The organism is Nocardioides sp. Root1257 (assembly GCF_001425175.1).
In the GTDB taxonomy this organism is placed as follows: domain Bacteria; phylum Actinomycetota; class Actinomycetes; order Propionibacteriales; family Nocardioidaceae; genus Nocardioides.
Genome location: NZ_LMDV01000015.1, coordinates 88244 through 110559, shown reverse-complemented (window position 1 = coordinate 110559; position 22316 = coordinate 88244). Strand labels below are relative to the sequence as shown.

At 66.6% G+C, this 22316-nt stretch carries 20 protein-coding genes; 17 read left to right on the top strand and 3 right to left on the bottom strand.

Annotated features, from left to right (window positions below; translation table 11 throughout):
* The first annotated feature begins 69 nt into the window (after positions 1–69).
* The 9 genes from ASC77_RS25565 to ASC77_RS25525 all read left to right on the top strand — a co-directional run bounded on the left by ASC77_RS25565 (position 70) and on the right by ASC77_RS25525 (position 9008).
* Entirely contained in the window at positions 70–345 is a 276-nt protein-coding gene (locus ASC77_RS25565; RefSeq protein ID WP_235547990.1) for a DUF6112 family protein, read from the top strand.
* A gap of 52 nt (positions 346–397) precedes the next feature.
* Positions 398–703: a DUF6112 family protein gene (locus ASC77_RS25560; protein ID WP_056160070.1), complete on the top strand. Its 306-nt coding sequence runs from the start codon at positions 398–400 to the stop codon at positions 701–703.
* The gene (locus ASC77_RS25555) at positions 646–2094 is read left to right on the top strand and encodes a conjugal transfer protein TrbL (protein ID WP_156391294.1); all 1449 of its coding nucleotides are present in this window, start codon (positions 646–648) and stop codon (positions 2092–2094) included. The genes ASC77_RS25560 and ASC77_RS25555 overlap by 58 nt, the downstream gene beginning before the upstream one ends.
* A 111-nt stretch (positions 2095–2205) precedes the next feature.
* Positions 2206–3618 (top strand): SCO6880 family protein, encoded by a 1413-nt coding sequence (locus ASC77_RS25550; RefSeq protein WP_235547988.1) that lies wholly within the window; start codon positions 2206–2208, stop codon positions 3616–3618.
* Positions 3619–3732: 114 nt separating this feature from the next.
* Positions 3733–4152: a hypothetical protein gene (locus tag ASC77_RS25545; RefSeq protein WP_056160066.1), complete on the top strand. Its 420-nt coding sequence runs from the start codon at positions 3733–3735 to the stop codon at positions 4150–4152.
* A gap of 20 nt (positions 4153–4172) precedes the next feature.
* Complete coding sequence (locus ASC77_RS25540) at positions 4173–5702, top strand: ATP-binding protein (protein WP_056160063.1); 1530 nt, start codon at positions 4173–4175, stop codon at positions 5700–5702.
* Complete coding sequence (locus ASC77_RS25535) at positions 5699–6802, top strand: ArdC family protein (protein WP_056160061.1); 1104 nt, start codon at positions 5699–5701, stop codon at positions 6800–6802. Before ASC77_RS25540 ends, ASC77_RS25535 begins: the two co-directional genes overlap by 4 nt.
* Positions 6799–7287: a hypothetical protein gene (locus ASC77_RS27055; RefSeq protein WP_056160058.1), complete on the top strand. Its 489-nt coding sequence runs from the start codon at positions 6799–6801 to the stop codon at positions 7285–7287. The genes ASC77_RS25535 and ASC77_RS27055 overlap by 4 nt, the downstream gene beginning before the upstream one ends.
* Positions 7284–9008, top strand: a complete 1725-nt coding sequence (locus ASC77_RS25525) for a type IV secretory system conjugative DNA transfer family protein (protein WP_056160055.1) — start codon at positions 7284–7286, stop codon at positions 9006–9008. Before ASC77_RS27055 ends, ASC77_RS25525 begins: the two co-directional genes overlap by 4 nt.
* A gap of 160 nt (positions 9009–9168) precedes the next feature.
* On the opposite strand, the gene ASC77_RS25520 is transcribed toward ASC77_RS25525, so the two are convergent.
* The 3 genes from ASC77_RS25520 to ASC77_RS25510 form a co-directional block, all read right to left on the bottom strand.
* Positions 9169–10620 carry an argonaute/piwi family protein gene (locus tag ASC77_RS25520; RefSeq protein WP_056160044.1) on the bottom strand — a complete coding sequence of 484 codons (1452 nt, stop codon included), beginning with the start codon at positions 10618–10620 and terminating at the stop codon, positions 9169–9171.
* On the bottom strand, positions 10617–12014 hold the full coding sequence (locus ASC77_RS25515) for a DUF4365 domain-containing protein (RefSeq protein ID WP_056160041.1): 1398 nt from the start codon (positions 12012–12014) through the stop codon (positions 10617–10619). Before ASC77_RS25515 ends, ASC77_RS25520 begins: the two co-directional genes overlap by 4 nt.
* A gap of 527 nt (positions 12015–12541) precedes the next feature.
* A complete protein-coding gene (locus ASC77_RS25510; protein ID WP_162249861.1) occupies positions 12542–16414 on the bottom strand; it encodes a hypothetical protein in 3873 nt (1290 codons plus the stop codon).
* A gap of 1900 nt (positions 16415–18314) precedes the next feature.
* On the opposite strand from ASC77_RS25510, the gene ASC77_RS25505 reads away from it, so the two are divergent.
* The 8 genes from ASC77_RS25505 to ASC77_RS26390 all read left to right on the top strand — a co-directional run bounded on the left by ASC77_RS25505 (position 18315) and on the right by ASC77_RS26390 (position 22286).
* On the top strand, positions 18315–18506 hold the full coding sequence (locus ASC77_RS25505; RefSeq protein WP_156391293.1) for a hypothetical protein: 192 nt from the start codon (positions 18315–18317) through the stop codon (positions 18504–18506).
* Positions 18506–18688, top strand: coding sequence for a YegP family protein (locus ASC77_RS25500; RefSeq protein WP_056160033.1), 183 nt, complete (start codon positions 18506–18508; stop codon positions 18686–18688). Before ASC77_RS25505 ends, ASC77_RS25500 begins: the two co-directional genes overlap by 1 nt.
* Before the next feature lie 96 nt (positions 18689–18784).
* Positions 18785–19081 carry a hypothetical protein gene (locus ASC77_RS25495; RefSeq protein WP_156391292.1) on the top strand — a complete coding sequence of 99 codons (297 nt, stop codon included), beginning with the start codon at positions 18785–18787 and terminating at the stop codon, positions 19079–19081.
* Between the two features lie 129 nt (positions 19082–19210).
* Complete coding sequence (locus tag ASC77_RS26905; RefSeq protein WP_056160026.1) at positions 19211–19627, top strand: single-stranded DNA-binding protein; 417 nt, start codon at positions 19211–19213, stop codon at positions 19625–19627.
* Between the two features lie 15 nt (positions 19628–19642).
* A complete protein-coding gene (locus ASC77_RS25485) occupies positions 19643–20137 on the top strand; it encodes a hypothetical protein (RefSeq protein WP_156391291.1) in 495 nt (164 codons plus the stop codon).
* Between the two features lie 141 nt (positions 20138–20278).
* The gene (locus ASC77_RS25480; RefSeq protein WP_235547986.1) at positions 20279–20566 is read left to right on the top strand and encodes a hypothetical protein; all 288 of its coding nucleotides are present in this window, start codon (positions 20279–20281) and stop codon (positions 20564–20566) included.
* Positions 20566–21882, top strand: coding sequence for a hypothetical protein (locus tag ASC77_RS25475; RefSeq protein WP_056160022.1), 1317 nt, complete (start codon positions 20566–20568; stop codon positions 21880–21882). The genes ASC77_RS25480 and ASC77_RS25475 overlap by 1 nt, the downstream gene beginning before the upstream one ends.
* 86 nt (positions 21883–21968) lie before the next feature.
* Positions 21969–22286, top strand: a complete 318-nt coding sequence (locus ASC77_RS26390; RefSeq protein ID WP_082575322.1) for a hypothetical protein — start codon at positions 21969–21971, stop codon at positions 22284–22286.
* Positions 22287–22316: the final 30 nt, after the last annotated feature.

Below are 22316 nucleotides of genomic sequence, written 5' to 3'. Positions count from 1 at the left end.
CACCGCTGCGCGATCCGCGATTCCGGGGTGTCGCGTCGCACGCACCTGGGCGACATGCAGAGACTTCTCGTGACCGCGAGCGCGGTCGGTCCCAACTTCGGCGCGGTCGGCGGCTCCGGTCAGATGCGCGCCATCGTCGGCGCGCTGCTCACCTACGGCCTCATCGTCGCGGTCTTGATGCTCGTCGTCTCCGCGACGACCTGGGCGCTCGCGTCCGGATCCGGCGCCTGGCACACCGCGCAGAAGGCGAAGACCGGGTGTTTCGTCGCGATCGGCGGCGCGGTCCTCACCGGCGCGGCGCTCACCTGGGCGAACTGGCTGCTGCACCTCGGCGCGCACCTCTAACACGCAACTCAAGAACCGTCCGTTGTCTCGAATCCACCTCTGGAGTCCTCCGATGCCCCTTCCCACGGCCGTCCTGCTGCTTCCGCTCGACATCAACATCAGCCCCAACTCCAACGGCCTGCCGGGGATCCAGCAGCTGCGCAGCATCGTGGGCGCCTCGATGACGATCGGGCTGATCCTCGCGGTCTTGGCGCTCATCATGTCCTCGGTTGTGTGGGCGCTCGGAGCGAACTCCTCCAACCCCCACCTGGCCGGCCGCGGCAAGCTCGGCGTCTTGGTCGCCCTGGGCGCCGCGATCGTGTGCGGGGCCTCAGTGACACTGGTGAACTTCTTCTGGAACGTCGGCCAGCAGGTCTGAGGCAACCAGCCATGCCCGCGATGGCAGTGTGCGACGTTCCGGTCATCCACCAGGTCTGCAACGAAGCCGGCGATGCCGCCGGTGCGGTTGTCACCGCCCCGTTCGACTGGCTCGCCCAATCCATGGCCGGTGCGGCCGCGTGGATGTTCACCTCGGTCTGGACGGTCATCGACACCACGACCTTCGTCGACGTCACCAGCCGCCAGTACCGGGCCGTCTACAGCATCATGTTCGGCATCGCCGTCTTCGTGACACTCGGGTTCTTCATGCTCCAGGTCATCGGCGGCATGATCCGCCGTGAACCGGCCGCGCTGTCTCGGGCCGCGCTCGGCGTCGCGAAGTCGATCCTCGGCTCCTTCGTCGCCCTGGCACTACTCAGCACGGCTCTCGAGGTCACCGACCAACTCTGCGTCGGGATCGTCAACGCGGCCGGCACCAACATGAACGAGATGGGCGACAAGCTCGCCGTCCTCGCAGCCGGCCTCGGCACCATCAGCCTCACCGCTCCCGGCGCCGGCGCGATCGTGACGATCTTCCTCGCCAGCCTGGCCATCTGCGCCGCGATGGTGGTGTGGATCAGCCTCTTGATGCGCAAGGCGCTGCTGCTGATCGCGATCGTCTTCGCGCCGATCGCTCTGGCCGGGTCCAGCTGGGACCACACCCGCTCCTGGGTCAGCCGGTGGGCGACGTTCGTGATCGCGATGATCCTGTCGAAGGTCGTCCTGGTCGTCATCTTCCTGCTCGCCACCGCCCAAGTCTCAGCGCCGATCGACGCGGACCTGGAGTCGGTGAGTCAACCGATGGCCGGGGTCGTGCTGATGCTGCTAGCCGGGTTCGCGCCCTACCTGACCTACAAGGCCATCGCGTTCATGGGCTTCGACATGTACCACGCGATGTCGGCCGAACAGGAAGGCAAGGCCTCGCTCAATCGCCCGCTGCCGATTCCGCTCTCACGGCTAGGGGGCGGCGGAGCATCGCCGGCCAGGATCCTCGGACAGCACGGCAGCGGCGGGACATCTGCTGCCAGCGGGTCGCCATCGCCCGGATCCCCCGGTGGTGTCTCCGGTCAGGCGGCCGCCTCTGACGCGACGAGCGGAGGCGGCGCAACTGGTGGCGCATCCGGCGGGGCTACAGCAGGTGGCGGAGCCGCCGCGGCTGGTCCGATCGCGGCCGGTGCCGTGGTAGCGAAGGAGGCCGCCGCAGCCGGGCCTCGACTGGGTGGGTTCGTCGCCGCCCAGGCAACAGGACACGCCGACGCCGGCGCGTCGGCGCCGTCCTCGCCGCAGCCCGCACCGGCACCTGCATCGGCCTATCCCGGATCCCGCGCACCGACGTCGCTGCCGCCGTCGAATGCTGACACCACCCTCACCCGACCAACCGTTCGGAGGTGATCGACCGTGGGCACGTCGACACGGATGGCGTCGAGGAGCTCGGCTTCCGGGAGTGTGGGTTCTGGGCTCACCGGGTCCGGCTTTGGGCCCTGGGAGCCGACCTTGTCGCCGGTGAAGTTCTCGCGACTGTCCAGGCGTGGGATCCTGCTCGGGCTGTCGGGTCCGCAGCTGATGATGGCGAGTCTGGCGGCCGGGACGTTGATGCTCGGGCTGTACCTCGGCGCCGTCGTGATGACGTTCCCGATCATCCTGGTCTTCGTCGCGTTGGGGTTCCTCAGCGTGGGTGGCCGCAGGCTCGTTGAGTGGGGTCCGATCGGCGCGCGGTGGGTGTGGCGCTCGGCCGGTGGTCAGTTGCTCTTCCGACGCCGGATCATCAAGCCACGACCCGCAGGGACGCTGGCGTTGCCGGGTGACGCCGCACGGCTGCGGCAGTGGGTGGATCCCGAGACCGGGGCCGTGATGGTCCACGACCCGCATGCCGCCACCCTGACCGCGATCGTCGGGGTGTCTCACCCGGCGTTCGTGCTGCTCGATCCGTCTGAGAAGGAACGCCGGGTTGTCGGTTGGGGACGGGTCCTGGCTACCGCGTGCAGGTCCGGGCGACTGGCATCGGTCCAGGTCACCGAGCGCACCCTCCCGGACTCCGGCAAGGGCTTGGCTGATTGGTGGACCCAGCACGGGCACCGGAGCGGGTCGTGGGCCGCGACGACGTACGAGGAGCTCGTCGAGCGTGCCGGCCCGGCCGGTGAGCGACACGCGAGCACGATCTCGATCTCGCTCGACCTCAAGGCCGCGCGGCGGGCGATCCGCGCCGCGGGTGGCGGCACCCGCGGCGCGGCCGCAGTGCTGCGCCAGGAGATGTCGACGATGACCGCTGCACTCCGCTCGGCCGACCTGTCTCCGTCGGGCTGGCTCACCCCCGGCGACCTCGCATTGATCCTCCGAGGGGCCTACGACCCGGCCGTCGTGGGCGCATTGGAACGTCATGGCAATCTCGGCCGCGACCTCGCGACCGCGGGACCCGTCTCGGTGAGCGAGTCGTGGGCCAGTCTGCGTAGCGACTCGGCACACCACTGCGTGCTCTGGATCAGCGAGTGGCCCCGGTCGCTCGTCTTCCCCGGCTTCCTCGCCCCGCTGCTGCTGTCCTCAGGGATCCGGCGCACGTTCACCCTCCTCTACTCCCCGATGCGCAACGACCGGGCCGCACGCGACATCCGCAAGAAGAAGACCGAGTACATCTCGGATGCCGCCCAACGTCACAGGATCGGACAGATCGAGGACGCCCAGCAGACCGCCGAATACCACGACGTGCTGCAGCAGGAGGCAGACCTGACCGCAGGGCACGGCGTCCTGCGCACCACCGGCCTGGTCGTCGTCAGCGCGAACGACCCCGACGAGCTCGAGCGCGCCGTCGCGGCCGTCGAGCAGGCAGCGATCCAAGCCTCATGCGAAACCCGGCGCCTGTGGGGTCAACAGGCCCAATCATTCGCGGCCGCAGCACTGCCGCTGTGCCGAACCCTCTGAACCCCACACCCCCGGGTCTGCGCCGTGCGTCTTGCTAGCCGGCGCTCCTGGAACAACGAGCGCACCTTGTCGACGAGACCCAACTCCCCTCCCAGCAGTGTCGAGGAGCCAACGATGCCGACCTTCAAGGACCCAGTCGCCGCCGCCACCGAGGCCAGGGAGGCGATCCGTGGCCTGGCCCACGCAACTCGGGCCGTCGAGGACCCGGCCGCGATCTACCCGGTCCTCGGCTCCATCAGCGCAGCTCTTGCCTCACTGACCCAGACGCTGCACCAGCTCGGCGACGCCCACGACAGCCCAGCGATCAGACGCGCGTGGATCAACGGCGACTCACGAGCCGACACCGCATCCTCCTACCGCGTGTCCTGGGAGCTGCACCGTGCCGCCGAGATGGTCCACCAGGTCGCCGCAGCGGTGGATCGAGCGCACGAGATCGAGGCCACCATCGCCTACGACCAAGCACCCGCGCACGCCGCGGACAGCCCGCACGCCGGGTCTCCGCTACGAGGCGCCGAACGCGGGCTATCACTGTGAGGCGCCGGGTGATTCGCCCGATGATTGGGTCGGGGACCGGCCGAGCAGACGATCGGCTCGACCGGCTCCATTCGGCGGTTCTCGTCTCCCCGACCCGGGAGCGGCGCAAGGATCGCAAGCTCCGCAAGGCTGCCGCCCGAGCTCGGGTAGCAGAGAGCCAGGAGGAGCGACGTGCCGAGGCCCGCCGCGCTGCCGACGCTGTGGTCGCGGAGAAGCGAGCGACCGCGACGCTGCCCCGTGGCGGCGAAGCGGGGCCGGCTGCTCTGCGGACCCCCGGAAGGCTGCGGGTCCCGCGACACCAAGACACCTCCGCCACGCTCGCGGGCGCCTACCCGTTCCTCGCCGAGGGCGGCCTTGGCGCCGAGGGCGTCTTCGTGGGTCAGGACCTCTACTCCGGGAGCTCGTTCGTCTACGACCCGTGGATCCTCTACACCCGCGGCGTCATCACCGCCCCTAACCTCGTTCTCGCCGGGATCGTCGGGTCCGGAAAGTCCTGCCTCGCCAAGAGCCTGTACGCCCGCTCGATCCCCTTCGGTCGTCGGGTCTATGTGCCCGGTGACCCCAAGGGCGAGCACACCGCAGTCGCCGAAGCCGTGGGCGGTCGCGCGATCGCCCTCGGCCACGGGATGCCGAACCGGCTCAACCCCCTCGACGAGGGACACCGCCCCTCCGGGCTCGACGACGCCCAATGGGCCGCGCAGATCTCCTCGCGGCGTCGCGACCTCGTCGGTGCGCTCGCCGAGACCGTCCTCGACCGACGCCTGAGCCCCCTCGAGCACACGGCGGTCGACATCGCCATCGACCGCACCGTCCGCACCGCGGACGTCCCGGTTCTGCCGATGGTGGTCGACCGTCTCCTCTCCCCCGAACCTGCCGACGATCCCGACGGCCGGCTCACCGAGGATGGACGGCTCGTCGGCCATGCCTTACGTCGCCTGGTCGCCGGAGACCTCGCCGGCCTCTTCGACGGCCCCTCGACCGTCACCTTCGACCCGACCCTGCCGATGATCTCCCTCGACCTCTCCCGCGTCACCGAGAACGCCACCCTGATCTCGGTGCTGATGACCTGCGCGTCCGCGTGGATGGAGTCAGCGCTGCTCGACCCCGCCGGCGGCCAACGCTGGGTCGTCTACGACGAGGCCTGGCGCCTCATGTCTCACCCCGCGCTATTGCGACGCATGGACGCCCACTGGAGACTCGCACGCCACTACGGCATCGCGAACATGCTGATCTTCCACAAGCTCACCGACCTCGACAACGTCGGCGACCATGGCTCCGCCATGCGCGCGCTGGCCTCCTCGCTGCTCGCCAACGCCGAGACCCGCATCGTCTACCGCCAAGAAGCCGACCAGCTCGGCGCCACCTCCGCCGCCCTCGGACTCACCGGCACCGAGCAGTCCCTCATCCCCACCCTCGGCACCGGCCAAGGGCTGTGGCGGATCAAGCACCGCTCGTTCGTTGTGCAGCACCAGATGCACCCAGCTGAGCTCGACCTTTTCGACACCACCGGCCGCATGACCGGCCGGGACAACGGAGGGCGGTCGTCATGAACACCGAAGCCCACGTGCGCGTCTCTCGCGAGGCCAAGCTCGAAGCGCTCCACCAGCAGCTGGCTGAGTCCGTCGCGGCGCTCGTCACCGGCGAGGACTGGAAGCGCGCCCTGACCTTCGCAGTGCAGTTCCGCTCCCGGAGCTTCAACAACACCATGCTGATCTACGCCCAGCACTTCGCCGCGCACCAAGAAGGACGCGTACCCAACCCGACGCCGACCTACGTCGCAGGCTTCCGCCAATGGCACTCACTGGGCCGTCACGTCGAGAAGGGGCAGCACGGGTACGGCATCCTCGCGCCCGTCACCGCACGGTTTGCCTCCCGCACGCCGTCGGACCCGGGGTCGTGGCATCGCCTCGCTCGCGGCGAGATCCCCGTCGCCGGCGAGGCCGTGCGGTCGAGGCTCGTCGGTCTCAAACCCACCCACGTATGGGACGTCTCCCAGACCACCGGCGCCCCGCTCCCCGAGCTCCCGCGACCGGACCTGCTGCTGGGCCAGGCACCCGCCGGCCTGTGGGACGGCCTCGCTGACCAGATCACCGCCCGCGGGTACGAGCTGCGACTCGTTTCCACCGCGGCAGCGATCGGTGGAGCCAACGGCCTCACCGACTTCCTCACCCGCGAGGTCTCGATCCGCATGGACATGGACGACGCCGCTCAGGCGAAGACCCTGGCCCACGAGCTCGGACACGTGCTGCTGCACGCGCCTGCCCAGAACGGAGGCGCCAACGGCGTATCTGCTGCAGCCAGCTCGGAGGTTGCCGCCGAGGCGACGCTCCACCGCGGGATCGCCGAGGTCGAGGCGGAGTCGGTTGCGCTGATGGTCGGCGCAGCCCACGGCCTCGACACGTCGGCTTACACCGTCCCCTACGTCTCGACGTGGGCCTCGAGCGTGCCCGGCAAGACGCCGGTCGAGGTCGTCGCCTCGACCGCCGAACGAGTCCGCAGCACAGCGCTCGGGATCCTCGACAAGCTCGACACCACGAAGGTCGGCGACGGCACACCCCCCGGACTCGACCGCGACGCACTCGGCCACCGCGCCGGGACCGAACCGGCCGCGAGGACTGCACGACGTGACCAGACGGCCCTCACGCTATGAGGATTCCCGCCGTACTCAGCACCGTCCACGTCACCATCGACGGCGACGGACGCCTGGCGGTCGACGTCGACGGGCGGCCTTATCCCACCGCCCCCGGTTGCATTCGTGAAGACCTGCGAGGCGTCCTCGACGAGATCACCGCCAACCTCCGGACCCCCGTCCGAGTCGACGTGCACGAGAACGACGGGACGACCTACTCCGACATCGCCATGCCCCCGGAGCCCACCCCGCACGTCGACACGATTCCCGCTGCGCCCGTCGACGCGCGGCAGCCGGGCCAGGCCCGTCTCAGCGGCGCCGGATTCCATCCCGGGGAGGACGTAGCGGTCGCGTACGTCGTGTGCACGAAGACTGCCGGGGCGGACGGCCGGGCGGACCTGCAGCTCCCGCCCGCGATGTTGGTCAGATCCGGTCGCAAGATGCTCCTCGTCGGGATGACGTCAGCAGCCATCGCCGAGATCGCGCCAGAGAGCGGGCCGGCATGAACACCCGCGGCCGCCCAGTCGATAACGACCTCACCAACGCCGCCCTAGCCCTCGTGTGTGGGGCCTTCGTCATGGCGATCCTCCTGCGTGCCGCAGGCTCGGTCGCCGCGTTCGCGACCGGCGCGTCGCAGCCTTCGCGCGGTGCCGCAGCGGGGTTGGGAGTTCTCGCACAGCCGGGCTCTCCAGGCACCGCGCTCGGTGCGACAGGACTCTCCCCGATCACCTACTGGGCGACCCTGGCCGTCCTCCTCGCAGCCCTGGTCTCCGTCGCCTGGATCGGGTGGGTACTTATCGCGAGGGCTCGGCACCGCACCGCCCACGATCCGCGGCGCATCCAAGGCATCGCAACCAGACGTGACATCGACGCGACCGCGTCGCGGAACGCACTCCTACGCCGCGCCGCCAACCTGCGCCCATCGCTGAGCAACCCGGCACCAACGGAGGTCGGGTACCTGCTCGGCACCAGTCAGGGTCGTCAGATCTGGGCCTCCGTCGAGGACTCCATCCTCGTCATCGGCCCACCTCGATCCGGCAAGGGACTCCACCTGGTCATCAACGCCATCCTCGACGCACCCGGCGCCGTCGTCACCACCTCCACACGGCCCGACAACATCACCGCCACCATCGAAGCCCGTCAGGCTCGTGGACCGGTCGCCGTCTTCGACCCTCAGCACCTCACCGCCGGACTCCCCGCGATCGCAGGTGCCGGCGTCCGCTGGTCACCGATCCGAGGCTGCGAAAACCCTCTCACTGCGATGATCCGAGCCACCGGGCTCGCCTCCTCCACCGGGCTCTCCTCAGGCGGCACCGACTCAGGCAGCTTCTGGGAAGGCCGCGCCCGGGTCGTCATCCAAGCCCTTCTCCACGCCGCCGCACTCGACCAGCTCCCCACCCGCGTGCTCTTCGAGTGGTCACTCTCAGCAACGGCCGCCATGGACGCCGTCGGGATCCTGGCCAGCCACGGCGGCGCCGCCCCCGGCTGGGGCGACTCGTTGCGCGGAATGATCGAGAGCGATCCAAGGACTCGCGACTCCATCTGGATGGCCGTATCCCAAGCCACGGCATGCCTCTCGGATCCCCAGGTCCTCGACGCCGTCAGCCCTGGGCCCGGCGAGGAGTTCGACCCCACCCACTTCCTGACCACCAACGGCACCCTCTACTTGCTCGCTACCGGCGCCGGCGCGAGCGCCGCCTGGCCCCTTGTTGCCGCGTTCGTCGAGGACCTCACCGAGACCGCCCGCCACCTGGCCGCCGGATCACCAGGTACCCGCCTCGACCCACCGCTCCTGCTCGCCCTAGACGAGATCGGCAACCTCGCACCGCTCCCCTCGCTGCCCGTGCTCATGGCCGAAGGCGGAGGGACCGGTATCACCACCGTGCCGGTCCTTCAGTCACTCGCCCAAGCAAGGACTCGATGGGGAGACCACGCCGCCAGCACCATCTGGGACGCCGCCATCGTCAAGGTCATCCTCGGCGGCACCTCCGCCTCCAAAGACCTTCAAGAACTCGCCGTACTCATCGGCGACCGCTACGAGCGCTCCGAGACCACCACCATCGGCGAATACGGAAACCGCTCGTTCCAACTCTCAGAGCGGCGCGTGCCGATCATGCCACCCGAACGCGTCCGCACACTCCCCTTCGGCACCGGACTCGTCCTCCTTCGATCGACGCCGCCGATCATCACGACGCTCCGGCGCTGGACCGAGCGCCAGTGCCTGTGACGCCACCCTGGATGTCTCGAGGCGCATCGATGCGCCCACTATGACGCGAGTCCTTGTCCACGACAGCCGGTCTACGGATTCAGTTTCTGCGAGCGCACCCAACGCTGGGACGATGCGCGCGCGGTCTTGCGGCCACTCGGTTGTGGGGTCGGCCTCCGAGCTACATGTAGTGCGCGTACCTGCCGGACACTGGAGCGTCAGTGCCGTGGTGGCGCAGGATGTTGCCGACGGTCCTCGCTGTGCGCAGCGTGATCGGGTCGCGTTCGCCGAGCATCGTGTTGTTCCAGTTCATCTTGGTAAGCGCGAGCACCTCCGCGGCAAGTGCTTCGGGGCTGGACTCCGTGTCGACCGCGCGAATTCCGAGAGGTTGCGGGATGTAGTGCCCCGGGTAGGTCTCGTAGAAGGGCACAGCACCTGAGGTGTAGAGAAGGTACCGTCCTTCGTCGAGAGTTAGGAACGTCCCGCGGAGCGGCGGCTGGACTCCCTTGCGGTAGGTGCGGGTCTGTTCGGAGTTGGTGAGCCAGAGCATCTCCAGGACATCTAGACGCTCGGCGTTGGCTGCCTGTTTGAACCCAGCGCGTTCGGCGGCCGTGTAGTTGCTGGCTTTGTGGAGCACTACGCGCGCTGGGGCGTTTCGGTGCTCGATGCGATAGCGCTGGAGTGCCGTTTGAAGGAGCTCTTGAGCGTCTGCTTCGCTCAGGTGGGGTTGGCGGTCTTCCTTGGAGATCGTGGCGGGGCCTCCGCGGACGATGATGCCGTCGCCTCGCTGGTTGTAGATCTGTGCGACGGAGGTGTGGAGGTTGGAGTCGGCCGACTTGTGGAAGGCGATGCCGATGAAGCATGAAGTGAGGTCGGTCGGGTCTCGCGGAAGGCGCCAGGGGACACCGCCATTTTTGTAGTAGAGGGCGGTGTGAATGTTCCACGCGCGGGTGGCCTCATCTTGGTTGGCGCCGGCCCTGCCTGTCCGCGGATCTTTGAACAGAGGATCCCACGTGTTGCGGCGAAGAATCTGGATGGGCTGCTTGTACCGGAGCGACCTGGCCTTAAGCAGGGCATGGAAGTCGGCGATGAAGTACGGCTCGCGGCCATCTTTTCGGGAACCGTCAACTTCGGACTCGTCGGGCCGTGGTGCCTTGGAGAGGGCCGCGTCGTTGAGGTTGTCGGGTCGGCAGACGATGACCACGTCGCACGACGGTTCGTCGTGGAGGGCTTGAAGTTCGGCGTCGTACAGTCCGACGGCTTTAGCGACTGCCTGTCGGGGATGGAGTCCGTCGAGTGCGTCGAGTTCGCGCTTCGGGATTGCTCGGGTGAGACGGGGCGTGAAGTTGATCGTAGAGCGGAACCCGTGGGTGGTGTCGAACCCGGGGAACGGAATATAGAGCCGGGTCAGGTGGGTGTCCTTCATTGCACCGAGGCCGAGGCTGCATCTGTCGAACCACGCTGTGGCGCCGTCGATGGACTCCTGGGTCCCGATGATCGCTGCCTTCACTACCCGCGGGGTCGGGTCTTTGATGTCGGCAGGGCCGTAGTCCCAGACCCCGTGTCGGGGATCGATGTGGCGGCCACCTCCGGCGAACTCCAGGAGCGGTTCGTCGATGAATGTGGCCCTCACAAGTCGGCTCCTTCGAGCTCGTCGAGCAGGGTGAGGTCTTCGTCGAGCTCCTTGAGAGCGCCGTCGAGTGCGTCGAGGTCTTCAAGGTCGCGGTCAGAGTCGTCGCCTGTGCCGTCTACAGCGCGCCAGTTCTTGTCGGTGATGCCTCGGTCGAGGTTGAACGTGACGGGTGGCCCGAAGTACAGGATGGTTTCGGGTGCCTCGTAGAACAGGTCGGGCTTGGTTTCGCCTATGAGGAGCCGCATCCACATGAGCGTTTCGCCGAGCCGCGCTGCGTTCTTCTCGAGACGCTTCATCTTGCCGAGCATCTTGTCGGCGTACCTGTACTCGGAGTACCCGTCTTCTGTGTAGAAGTAGTCGGCAACAACCTCGCAAAACCACTCCTCGTCGACCTGTGAGAAGTGCGGCCTCAGGGCTGCGTGTCGATAGAACTGCGGCTTGGACGGGTCGTCTTTGCGTTGGTAGTAGCCGTTGAATGCGATGCGTTCGCGGCCGGTGAGCGACTCCAGGCGCCGGATGGTGAGGTCGCGGGTCGGGCGCAGGTGGAGAAACTTACGGTCGTTGTTCCACCTGCAGTCGGCTCGAAGGTCATGTCGGAGCGCGGCCTTGAGCAACCAGACGGCCAGACGTTGCGCGTCCGCGTCTCCTCCTGCCAGCTCACCGAACGAGAGGTCTTTGGCGCTCTCCGCGACGACCTTCTCCAACGAGGTGCCTTCGGGGCAGCCCCACATGTAGATCTTGCCGTTCTTGAGGACGAAGTCGTTTCGGAAGTCGAGCCCGGAGTCTCTTTGAGCCGCGTACACGGCGCCAGGTCTCGTGTACTTGGTCTTCGCAACGTAGACCAGGTCGGGTGGGTCGACGGGCAAGAGGTTCGTGTACAGCTTCTCGTGTTTGAACTCGGCTGCAGGGGTGTGGGCCACGCCGTGCGGGTCGACGAGCGCGAACAGTTTCCCGGTGAAGTCGCCGTCGAACGCCTGGGTGGCCTTGTTGAAGTCGATACGTCGTGACGCCCGGTTGGCCGGGACCTCGAACCACGGCTGGACATGCGCCCACCATGCCTTCCGCTCCTTCGGATGGGAGCAGATGAGGATGACGGGGTTGTCCTTGGACTTCATCCAGTACTCGATGTCCGCTTCATCGCACAGGTACCAGAACCCGTCGTCAGTCTCGCCGCGGAACTTCTCATCGGACGCCTTGGACTGCACCAGGACGTGCTGGTTCGACATCTGCCCGTTGGAGGGATCGCGCAGTTCGATGCTTCCATCGATGCCGACGTCGACGACGCGGTCGTGCCACTCATGACCCATCTCCGAGATGAGCATGTGGATCAGACCGATGCCGGCGTGCCCCTTGTGCTGGCTCTCGGTGAACTTCTTTGGTCCTCGGTTACCCATCGACCCTCAGCTCGCGTCGGCGTGTGGAGTACAGATGCTAGGGACCAGCACCGACAGATGCCGGCAGTCAGACGCCGAGGTCTTTGACGGACGGCACGGGTCATTTCGGCTAGCGCGCACCGTCTGGCTCATTGTCCGGAGCCACGACGTGCGACCGAGCCTGAGCAGCGAGGTAAGCCGCCGCGCTTCCGCGTACGACCTGACTTCCGGTCCCGGCACACCTAGCATGCCGGGACCGGCTTGTTGCTCGGCGCTGGATGTTCTGGGAGGCCCGGCGGAATTGACGGAGCAGCGGGATCAATGGAAAACTGCCGCTTGGTCCGGACCTCCGGACCTTTGGTCGGTGCGAGCGGTTCCGCACTGTACGAAGAACGTGGTGCTGGTTGAAATAGTCCAGCTCCGGTGGCCCGTGAGGGTCCACGCCTTGCGCCATCTGCGCCCCCGACGGAGCCCAGAGGCTCCGCGAGATCGCGGATGCAGCCCCGGCGGGTTTCGCCGGGGCTGCACGCATTCTGGGCCACTTTGAGTCAGCTTGGCTTGACGTGACCGCAGCTAACCAGGTCGACGAGAGCGTGGGCTGCATTCTCAGCAGCGACCTTGTGCTTGGAGTCGTCTTTGGTTTCGTCAGCGAAGTCGGAAACGCCGCGGACGACGAGGTAGCCGCCGGGATACCCGGGGCGGGAGGTGTTTTCGTAGAAGGACTGCGCGATGCCTGCTGCTTCGGTTTCGACTCCGGCGGTCTTGCGGTTGAAGTACTCGAGGCGCTCCCGTTCGATGGCTTCACCGTCGGCGATGACCGCGCCGCCGGTGCCGAGCGGTTCGGCGTGGACCTGGTAGGCGCCGTTGCCGGATACGAGGTCGGCGGGTTCGCCGTGCTCGATCTGGAAGTCTTCGAGGGCTCGTTTAATGCGGGCGTCGACGATGTGGGCGACACCCGACCACTCGGAACCGGTCGGGGTGGTCTTGCGCTGGTCGTAGTCGATGATTTGGGTGGCGATGATGACATCGCCGAGTTCAACCTTGTCGCGGAAGCCGCCGGCGATTCCGACGAGAGCGACGATGCTCGGCGGCGCAGCCGCGATTAGGGACTCGAGGGCGACAGCGGCCGAGTTCGAATTCGGATTGAGGCACTGGATGACGGCGGCGGTGAGGATAGCGCCGTCCTTGGTCTTGATGTGGCCGGTACGGATCGTTGCGTCGTTGTGTACGAACTCGTCAAGGGGTCCGTGCTGGCGAAGCGCGTCGAGCATGGCTCGGGTCTCAACAGGTTTGACGGTGATGATGCCAACGTCGAACTTTGCTCGGGCCATGGTCTGAATCCTTACGTTGGTGTGTGTCCAAGCTTCGATTCCACGTCGGGATTGGCCCGGCGTGGCGGGGAGGGGGTCGAGGTCGGCGGTGCCTGTGATGCGGAATTGTGAGCCGATGTGCTCGATGACGCTGCTGGTGCGTTGGGTCTGGGTGGGCGGTTCGATGATGGCGAGAGTGCGGTAGGGGAACCGGGCGTCGTCTTTCATCGCGTGGCGTAGGGCTCGGGTGCGGTCGAAGAAGACGTGCCCGTAGTACTCGGGGTTGTCGCGGCCGTGGAAGAGTCGCTCGTGTCCGAGATAGAGCGGCACGAGCGCAAGTTTGATGTCGTGCCCGTTCTCGTCGGCGTACTGAAGGACGTCGACGGCAACGTCGCCGAGAAGTGTTGCGGAGTCGGTTCCGTCTGCGACGACGAGTGCTCCTTCGTCGGCGATGGTGGCAGGGACGCTGATGCCGCGGGCGTTCTTGGTGATGTTCCCGACGCGTGCGACCGCGTTGCCGATGTACCGCATGAGGTCATCAGAGATGCCAGCTTGGGCTTGATCGGATACGCCGGGTTCAACGATGACAAGGGCGGCTTGGAAGGTGCGAATTTTGCGGAGCTCTCCAGTGTGGTCGCACCGGGCGGCCGCTTCGTCGAGAAGTTGCTGGCCGAAGGGGAGGTGTTCGTCGATAGTTTCGGCGGCGACCTTGGCCAGTTCGGTTGGGTCGATGGAGCGGCCAGCAACCCGGGTTCGGTTCGATTTCCACCAGGCGGGAAGTTTTCCAAGGGCGCGTGGGGTGCGGGCGTTGGCGATGGTCTCGTCTATGAGTTCAAGTTCGGCGTGGTAGCCCTTGCCGTCGGCGAGGCGGGCGGCGATTGTGCCGAAGATTGAGGCGATGGTGACGACGCGGACCCACCCGTCGAGGCGCTCGGCGAGGCGTTCGGCTTGCTTGTCTACGGTGTCGCGTTCGGTGCCGAGGAGGGTCGACCCGAGCTGGTTCCACGTCTCGAACTCGAGGAGGTCCTTCTCGAGTGACTTCGCTACGCGTGAGTGGATTTCGGTAAGGAGTCCGCTGGTGTAGGCGTCGTACTTCTGGATGCCGCTGGTGGAAGCTTCCTCGAACCCGCTGATGGAAATGGCGCGTGCGCCGGCGCTACGCAGGGTGGGCTTCCCTCGCAGTGTTGATGCGAACTGCTCAACGAGCGGCAGGCAAATATGCACCTCGGCGGCGAGAGCTTTGATGAGGTCGGGAAGGCGACCGCAGGAGGCGAAAAGCGCGAGCTCGTACGACGTCAGGAGCGGTTTGCGCCCGTACCGGACCTTGCCCAAAGTTTGAGCGAGGAACAGCACGCTGCTCCGGTGCTTCTGATCAACCGGGTCCGACGGCACCATCGTGCCCGGCGCGTACCTCCCCTTCTCGCCCTTCTTCAACACACCCTTGGCAAGGAAGACACTGCTGAGGCGTTCCCCGTCGGTGTTGGTAAACATGGTGCTGGAGTTGGCGCGAGCGACGACGCCGTGCCTGTCCCACCTCGGGCCGGCCCTCCCGTGCCCGAGGCGTCCGCTGAAAGGCTCAAATACACTGTTCTCCAAGCCAGCACGCAACAGAATGGAGATGAACTTCTCAGTGTCCGTTCGACCAAGTTCAACATCGCCAGCGGTCGCGAAAATCTGGTCGAAGAACATCTTCGCAATGTAGAACTCACGCTCACCGAACGTGACGTCCTCACCGTGACGGTATGCCCGAACCAGCGAGTTGCCCGACTGGACGGTCACCGGGACAGCGATGCCCTCATCGACTGCCAGGTCGATGAACTGGGAGATGGTGCGCTGTCGTTCGTCTGCATCTATGCCGACCTGGCCGCGCTCTAGCAGCCGCCCGAGTTGAGCGACCGTGACACCGGCGTTGAGACGAGCCAGGATGGCCTTGTACCGCGGGTTGCCGAACGCCTTGGCTCCTTCATCGCGCAGCAATTCTCGCGCCTTCTGCTCCTTACCCTGGAACATGTTTAAGAACGGGTGAGTCAGTTGAAGTTGCGCCAGATCACGGTTCGTCGACGACGACGGCCGCAACTGCAGCGACTCCTTGTGCTCCACACGCTCGTTACGCGGCCGCGAGCTCGACGCGTGGTACTTCGCGAACAGCGGCTCGATACTGCGCGCAGCGTTCATCGCCAAGCCCACCGTCGGCGGACTGAACAGGTAGCCGGCCTCAACCTCCGAGGGTCTCCACGGCAACCGCATCCCGGCGTGCATGTTGTACTGCTCCAACCAAATGCGACCCAGCCGCGCCGCGATTGTGTGCTGGACCAACCGCAGCCGACTCTCCGGCGTCTTGAAGTCCTTCGCGTACGCCTCCGGCGAGTACCCCAAACCAGCGACAACCGTGTCGAACATCAAATTCACATCCGCCACCGGAAGTCGCCGCAGGACCGCCATCGGCACCGCATGAAGGACCCGACTACGACTCTGACGCCGGTCCAACATCACGCGTACCTTCAACAGGTCCACAGCCTTCGACACGTGCCAGTCGAAGGATTCGTCCAACATCGACCGGATGTGCGACTCAGCCTCAAACGTGTAAGACCGAATGTTTGACTCACGCTGCAACCGATTCGCGGCCGGCGCGACATCGAACCCAGACATCTCAATCAACGCCTGCACTTCGGCCGCACCTGTGGCCTTCAGTTCGACCAGCGGCCAGTCCAGGTTGTAGGTACGCGGCAACAACCCCAGCGCGAGCACCACATGCCGCGAGAACTGCAGGCATCCCTCATGGTTCATCCGAGCGTAACTACCGCCCGGCTGCACCAGGGTCGGGTTCCACCATTCACTATCTACCGCGGCCGCGCGCAGCTCCACTTTGCTCGCGAACGGACGCAACTTGTTTCGCGCGTGATAGAGCGTCGAGCCCGAAATGATGAGCTCGTCAACTATTCCGACGCTCTTGCCCTTCAGCCAGCCCAAGTCCATGTCGAGAACGCGGTCCGACACAATCGGCTTGTTCGTCCGCAACCGACCCGAACGCCGCAGAGCGTCCAGTAGGCATACGGCCTTCCGTGCGGTTGCGATGATGACGTCGGACTCCAGCGTCTCGACCTCATTCACGAAACCGTCCACAACGGCTGAAAACTCCGGGCCGAAACGCGTCCAAGGTCCCGATTCCACACGTGCCATGTGCAAACCCGCCTGAAAGTTCAACCCGAGACCTGGAAGCACCTGTGCCGATGCGTTCCACACCCTTGCATAACCGGCGCTACCCACGGGCGGCAGTGCTGAATGTTGGGAAAGGCAACAGATCCGGCCGCCGGGCTACGGAGAACACGAATGCTAAATATCGCTGCGTATCAGTGGGTGAAAGCGAACCAGCGTCTGCACCTCATCTAGGGCTACAGACCCGCACGCGCCCGCACAGATGGCCGGCCGGCAAGATCCGGGACGCCCGCTTGATCTCATGATCAGGCGCGTCATTCCGCCGCCAAAGGCCCCCCTGCGACTTCAAACATTCAGCCCGAGGATTGGTTCCACGACGGTCGGCCCTCTGTCTAACGCCGCGCCGCGTGCGTTATTGGGAGGTTGGGTAGGGATCGCGCAGCGTCGAGCAGGTCGCTACCAGGGCCAGATGTGATCGGTCGACACCCATTCGAGTTCTCGGTCGAAGAGGTTGCGTCGGAGACGCCAGTGGCGACCGCAGTAGCGACAGGTTGCCTTCGTGCGAACCGGTAGCGATGTCGTCTGAGGCAGATCGCAGATCACGGCCGGACAAGTCACGAGCTCTCCCGAGATGGATGACCCCGCCGGCGTCTCGGGTCACCGGCGGGGTCAGGGAGAAGTTAGTGCCCGCGGAGCTTGGCGTCACTGGAACAGGTTCCTGGCCCAGACCTCGCGTGTGGCGTACACCACCTACTCGCGGGTTGGTCTTGTCAGACCCCTAACGTCGAGTGCTGCCAACGCCGGTAGCCGGGGGGCCGTGCCCCCGCGCGGAAAAGGGGCCGGCGTCGGCGGGCTGCGCAGGCTCGAACCAAATCCCTGAGGTTCGGTGCGAGTGCAGTCCGGCGACGACCCCGTAGGACCTTGTTGTCAGGTCGGGGTCGTCGCCACCTTCTCACCGGCTTGTGCCCTGTCCACTCGGGGGAGGTGGACGGGGCACAAGCCAGCACGCAGAGCGATTCGACCCAAGGGACGACCGGAACACGCCCGAGTCAGGCCGCACAAGGAAGCAGCACGCGGATGCCGCGCTGCACCCTGAGCCGATCGGCCAGTCAGGTCTCGAGAACAAACGCGGTGACCTCGCGTCGTCCTGCCGGGCCGACGCGAGGCCACCACCGCCTTCGCTGGGCCGGTGATGTGGGAAATTTTCCGGTTCCAGCGTGGGCATCGTCGACCGCGGAAGAGCGCGCGGGATCCTGGGAGGGAGCATTCCCGAACGCTGCCGGCCGACGTCCCTGACGGTAGCCAGACTCGGCGCGGTAACCGATGGGTAGGTGACTCAACCCACAGCGGATGTCTGGGCCAGGAACAGGTTCCAGCGACGTCGTCCTCCTCCGTCGCTACCGTCCGCTCGACCCCGCTGGAGACCCGAGAATCGTCCACGACGCTCTGCACCGTTGAGCCAGCCCAGGTCTCATCCCTCGCTGCGAAGCTGCCTCTTCGCCGGACCTTTGGAGTGCTCGCGTCGCACTTCGAAGGACCATCTCCGACCAGCAGGCTGGTCCACCGCACGAACTTGTTCTACCGGACACCCCCTGCCCCTATGAGGTGGGTCTCTTACCGGCCGGTCACCAGCCGACCGCCGAGTCAACGGCCCTAGCCTCCGTCTCAATGTCGACGGCCTCGTCGGCCGGTCCCGAGACCCGGAGAGGCCGTCGACAGGCCGCCGGATCGGACCACCGGCCGGCGACCGATGCTCGGCCGTGACTGCGAACTACTCGCACGGGGGGTCACCGGTCGAGTCGGTCGAAGCACCTGAAGAACTTCGAGAGTGGGAGAGTTGCGGACCGTTCACGTGTTGACACTGCCGCCCGGGCTCCAGGTCGGAGTCCTGGACGGGGTGTTGTCGGCGGTCGAAGTCGCGCTGATCAACCTTGGCGCCGCCAAGGTCTGGATCGACCCGGACCGGCCCGCGCTCTCGGTGATGGCCGATCTCCCCGAGCACCTCCCTGGCGCGCGACGGTGTTGCGCGAAGGACGGCACCGAATGATGTCGGGCGTCGTCGCCGTCTTCGAGGTCTCCCGAAGCGGCGCGGGTCATCGGTGGGTGCTGCGCAACTGGGACGGCGAGGTCCTCGCGCAGAACGACGGCTACCTCACACGCGCGGCGGCGGTCCAAGACATCGAGCGCCTGCGGGTCGCATCGATCACCGCGAACGTGGTCGAGGTCTGAGGCCACGATGGCTTCCGACGTCCACCCGGATCATGCGAGTTGGTTCGGCGATTCCGCCGGTCGGCAACCCGCGCTGGGCGCCAATGAGCGCACACTGTGACCCGCCGTGATCGGACGGTTGCGAAGCTCGAACGTGCAGCTCGCCAGTTGGTCGCAGACAACACGCCTGCCGAGGAGGCAACAGCACAATTGCTGCTCGTCAGCTCGGACCCGATCGCACTGGGCATAGCTGCCGGCCGCGCGCTCGGCCGATGGGAGACGCTCCCCCTGTTCAACCCGGAAGACCAACAAGTGGCGGCCCTGCTCGGCAACGCCGGCGCCGACAAGGACACCCTGCAGACTTCAGCCGAGGACACCGCGAGGCGCCTGCGCAAGTACATGAAGCGCGGTTAACGTCCGACGCTCAACCAGTCGGGAACCGCACCACGAGCTCTGCGCATCTCTTCCGACCGCTGTCAAAGACGCCGCACCTATCGGTTGAGAGCGGCGCCAATCAGGGGTCGCGTAAGACACGGGGTTCTCATGAGCATTCCCACCCAGATGAGCTTGGCAGGCTTCATCGCAACCGACCCAGATCTGCACTTCACTACCGCCGGCGCAGAGTACGTCCGACTCCGTGTCGGCGTCGAGAACTGGCACAAGGAGGTCGACGGCAGCTTCACCAAGCTCGACCCGTCCTACCACGACATGGTCGCCTTCGAGAGCACGGCCCGGGAGCTCTACGCGCGGTTCAAAAGAGGCGACTCGTTCGTGGCCAGCGGCTACGTCCACGAGTACGAGGTCGAGCGCGAGGGCGGGAGTGTGATCAAGGAGGAATTCGTGGCCCGCAAGATCGGCCACAACGTCAACAAGACCGCCTACGAGGTCCATCGCCGCCGGCTGGCCCCCACTGCCCCGCAGCCGGCCGCCGAGCCTTCCGACCCGGCCATCGGCTTCTGAGACCCGGTGTCGGCGATGTCGATCACGATCAGTCGCGACGAGCCACCTGGGCCGATCAACTGGAATGTCCTCGACGCAGACCAGGCCGAGGTCGAATGGCGCGATCTCGATCGGTTCGTGCTGTGGCTCAAGACGTCCTTCGGGCTCTCGCCGTCAATCGTGCCGCCGCACTGGCACCGCCACGACGAGCTGATCTGGGAGCTGTCCGCTCTACATCTGCACTTCCTGGCCTGCTACGACGAAGTGGCGTCGCCGTCGGCACCGATCGTGTGGATGCGGGACTTCGCCGAAGCGCGGCACCGGCTGCGGGAGTGGGTCTCCGTCTGCGGAACCCGGCTGGACCGGGACCGCCCCACCCGCCAGACCGGGTGGCCCGGAGAGACGCTGGAGGCACCGGGAGTAGAGGTCATGATCGAGGATCGGACGGCCGACTTCGAAGAGTTCGTCCGCGCCGACTTGCTCAGCCGCCGACGCGCTCAGGAGAGCGTCGACCAGCAGCTACTCGGCTGACCCCTTCCGCCGCTCCCGGCACGCCCGCGCGCGGTCTGTCCACAACAAGCCTCGACGACGCACCCGTTGTCTACTGATCCGCCCGACCATGCAGACAAACCATCTGGGGAGGTCACCATCCAACTGGGACACGCACGCTCCGTGGCGCTAGCTCGCACCTACGTGGCCGCGCTCGCCGACCACGCAGCCGACGAGAACGCCGCCTCGGCCTACGAGCACGTACTCATCGAGCTCGACCGTCTCCACGACGACCAGAGCCCCGACAACTACGCCGACGCCGCGGCTGTGGATCGCGATCTGTGGTTCGAGCTCGCCATCGTCGCCATCGCGAATCTGACCCGTCACGGGGTCGACCCGCTGAGCGTCGAGCTCATCTGCTGGATGCTTCTCGACGCCCACACCGCAGACGTCGGTCAGGGTGCCGGCTGATGTACGCCGAGACCGGCGCCGCGATGCGTACCGCGCTCGCCGAGTTGCTGCGTCAGCACCGGGTACAGCACCGGCTCGGCGACTCGATCGCGGAGCGGGCGGCGGCCGGGCACCAAGTCCGCCGGTACCGTCACAGCGTCCTGACATGGTGCGGGCAAGCGCTCGAGTCGGTCAGCCCGATGACGTTCGTCAATCAACCACCCAGGCGGTCCAATCCGTTCCGCGCCGCTGTGGCAGGCGCCGGCGCCTCGCCGGCCGGAGAGCTCGCTCGCTCCATCGACGTGGCCCTCGCCGGCGATACGTCACGGTGCGCATCCGTCGAGCAGCTCACCGTACCGACCGGGCACCCACATGTGGAGCTCTGGCGCGATGTCGCCAAGGCCGCAGTGCTGGCTGAGCACGACACAGCACCCGCGATCGCGGCGACCATGACCGCACCGCAGGCCCAAGCTGTCGTGGCCGACGTCGCCGCGATCGTCCAGGCGTTAGTCGTGCTCGACCAGCGCCACAGCGACACCCCCGAATGGCAGTTTCTCAAGCAGAGTGGCCACCTGGGGTGGGCCGCCCTCGCCGCAGCACTCGACGTCAGCCTCGGTCAGCCGGACTACACCGTGGACCGGCTCGGCTGGCATCCGCCGGTCAAGCCGATACCGGGACCACCGAGACCCGGGATCCTCGGCGTGCTCCAGGCGGAGCACAACCTGGTCGCAAAACTGGGGCGCTCGCTCCCGAGCACGATCAACCTGCGCTACGTGATCGACTCCCAGCGCCTCCTGTCGCACCACCTCGCGCCGTTCGCCGGCCGGATCGACGGCCGGCTCGCAGACCACTGGGACACCCGCGCCGACACCTATGCCACGCTCCAACGGCAGTTCCGTAGCATCAGCGGCCTCCTCGGCACCGGCGGCGCGGCTGCGGCCGCCGAAGGCGGCAACGCCGTCGCCCGTCTTCGAAGCCTGCCGGCGGACACCGTTGTGGAGCCGCGGGTCCTGGGTGGCTTCCAGCTGCTCTTCGACCGCCTCGATCGGCACATGAGCGACGTCATCGAGGACGGCATCACACAGCTTGCATTCGCACAACGAGCTCGACTCCCCCGCCCTGCGGAGACCGACGACCTCGTTCCCCTCTCACGGGACCAGATGACCCCGGTTGACCCCACGCAGAATCGCGATCTCGTCGACACAGTCCGCAGCCTCCGTCCGTGGACGGGTCGCAACCGACCCCCGGCTGCGCCGGGAACGACGCGCGCTGACCTCCACGCGGCACTCATTCATCGGGCGGCGACCCGCGACCGCGGGACCGCCCCGCGACTGTGATGTGTCGATCAGGTGAGCTCATGGCAGCAACAGCAGATTCGTCAAAGCCTGTGATCTAGCGACCGATGTATCGAGGAGGTATCGCAATGCGGCGGACCGATGCCGACCCGCCGGCTATCGACACGCTGGCGGAGTTGGATCCGAAGCACGTGTTCCTCGACGCGCGTGCCGTGATGCGACGCTACGGCTGGGGCAAGACGAGGGGATACCAGAACCTCAAGGATCGAAGCCTCGTGCCGCCACCGACAGTGAGTCATCCGGATCGTTGGCGGCTTGATCAATTGATGTCCTGGGAGGACCGCCACATCACGGCCGCACGAATACCTGGCGAGCACCATCCTGAACACCTGAGGGATCTCCTGCCGCAGTCCAAGCGAACCCGGCGCACATCCGCGACACCATGACGGTGGCGCAGCTCCGCGTTGGTCAGGATG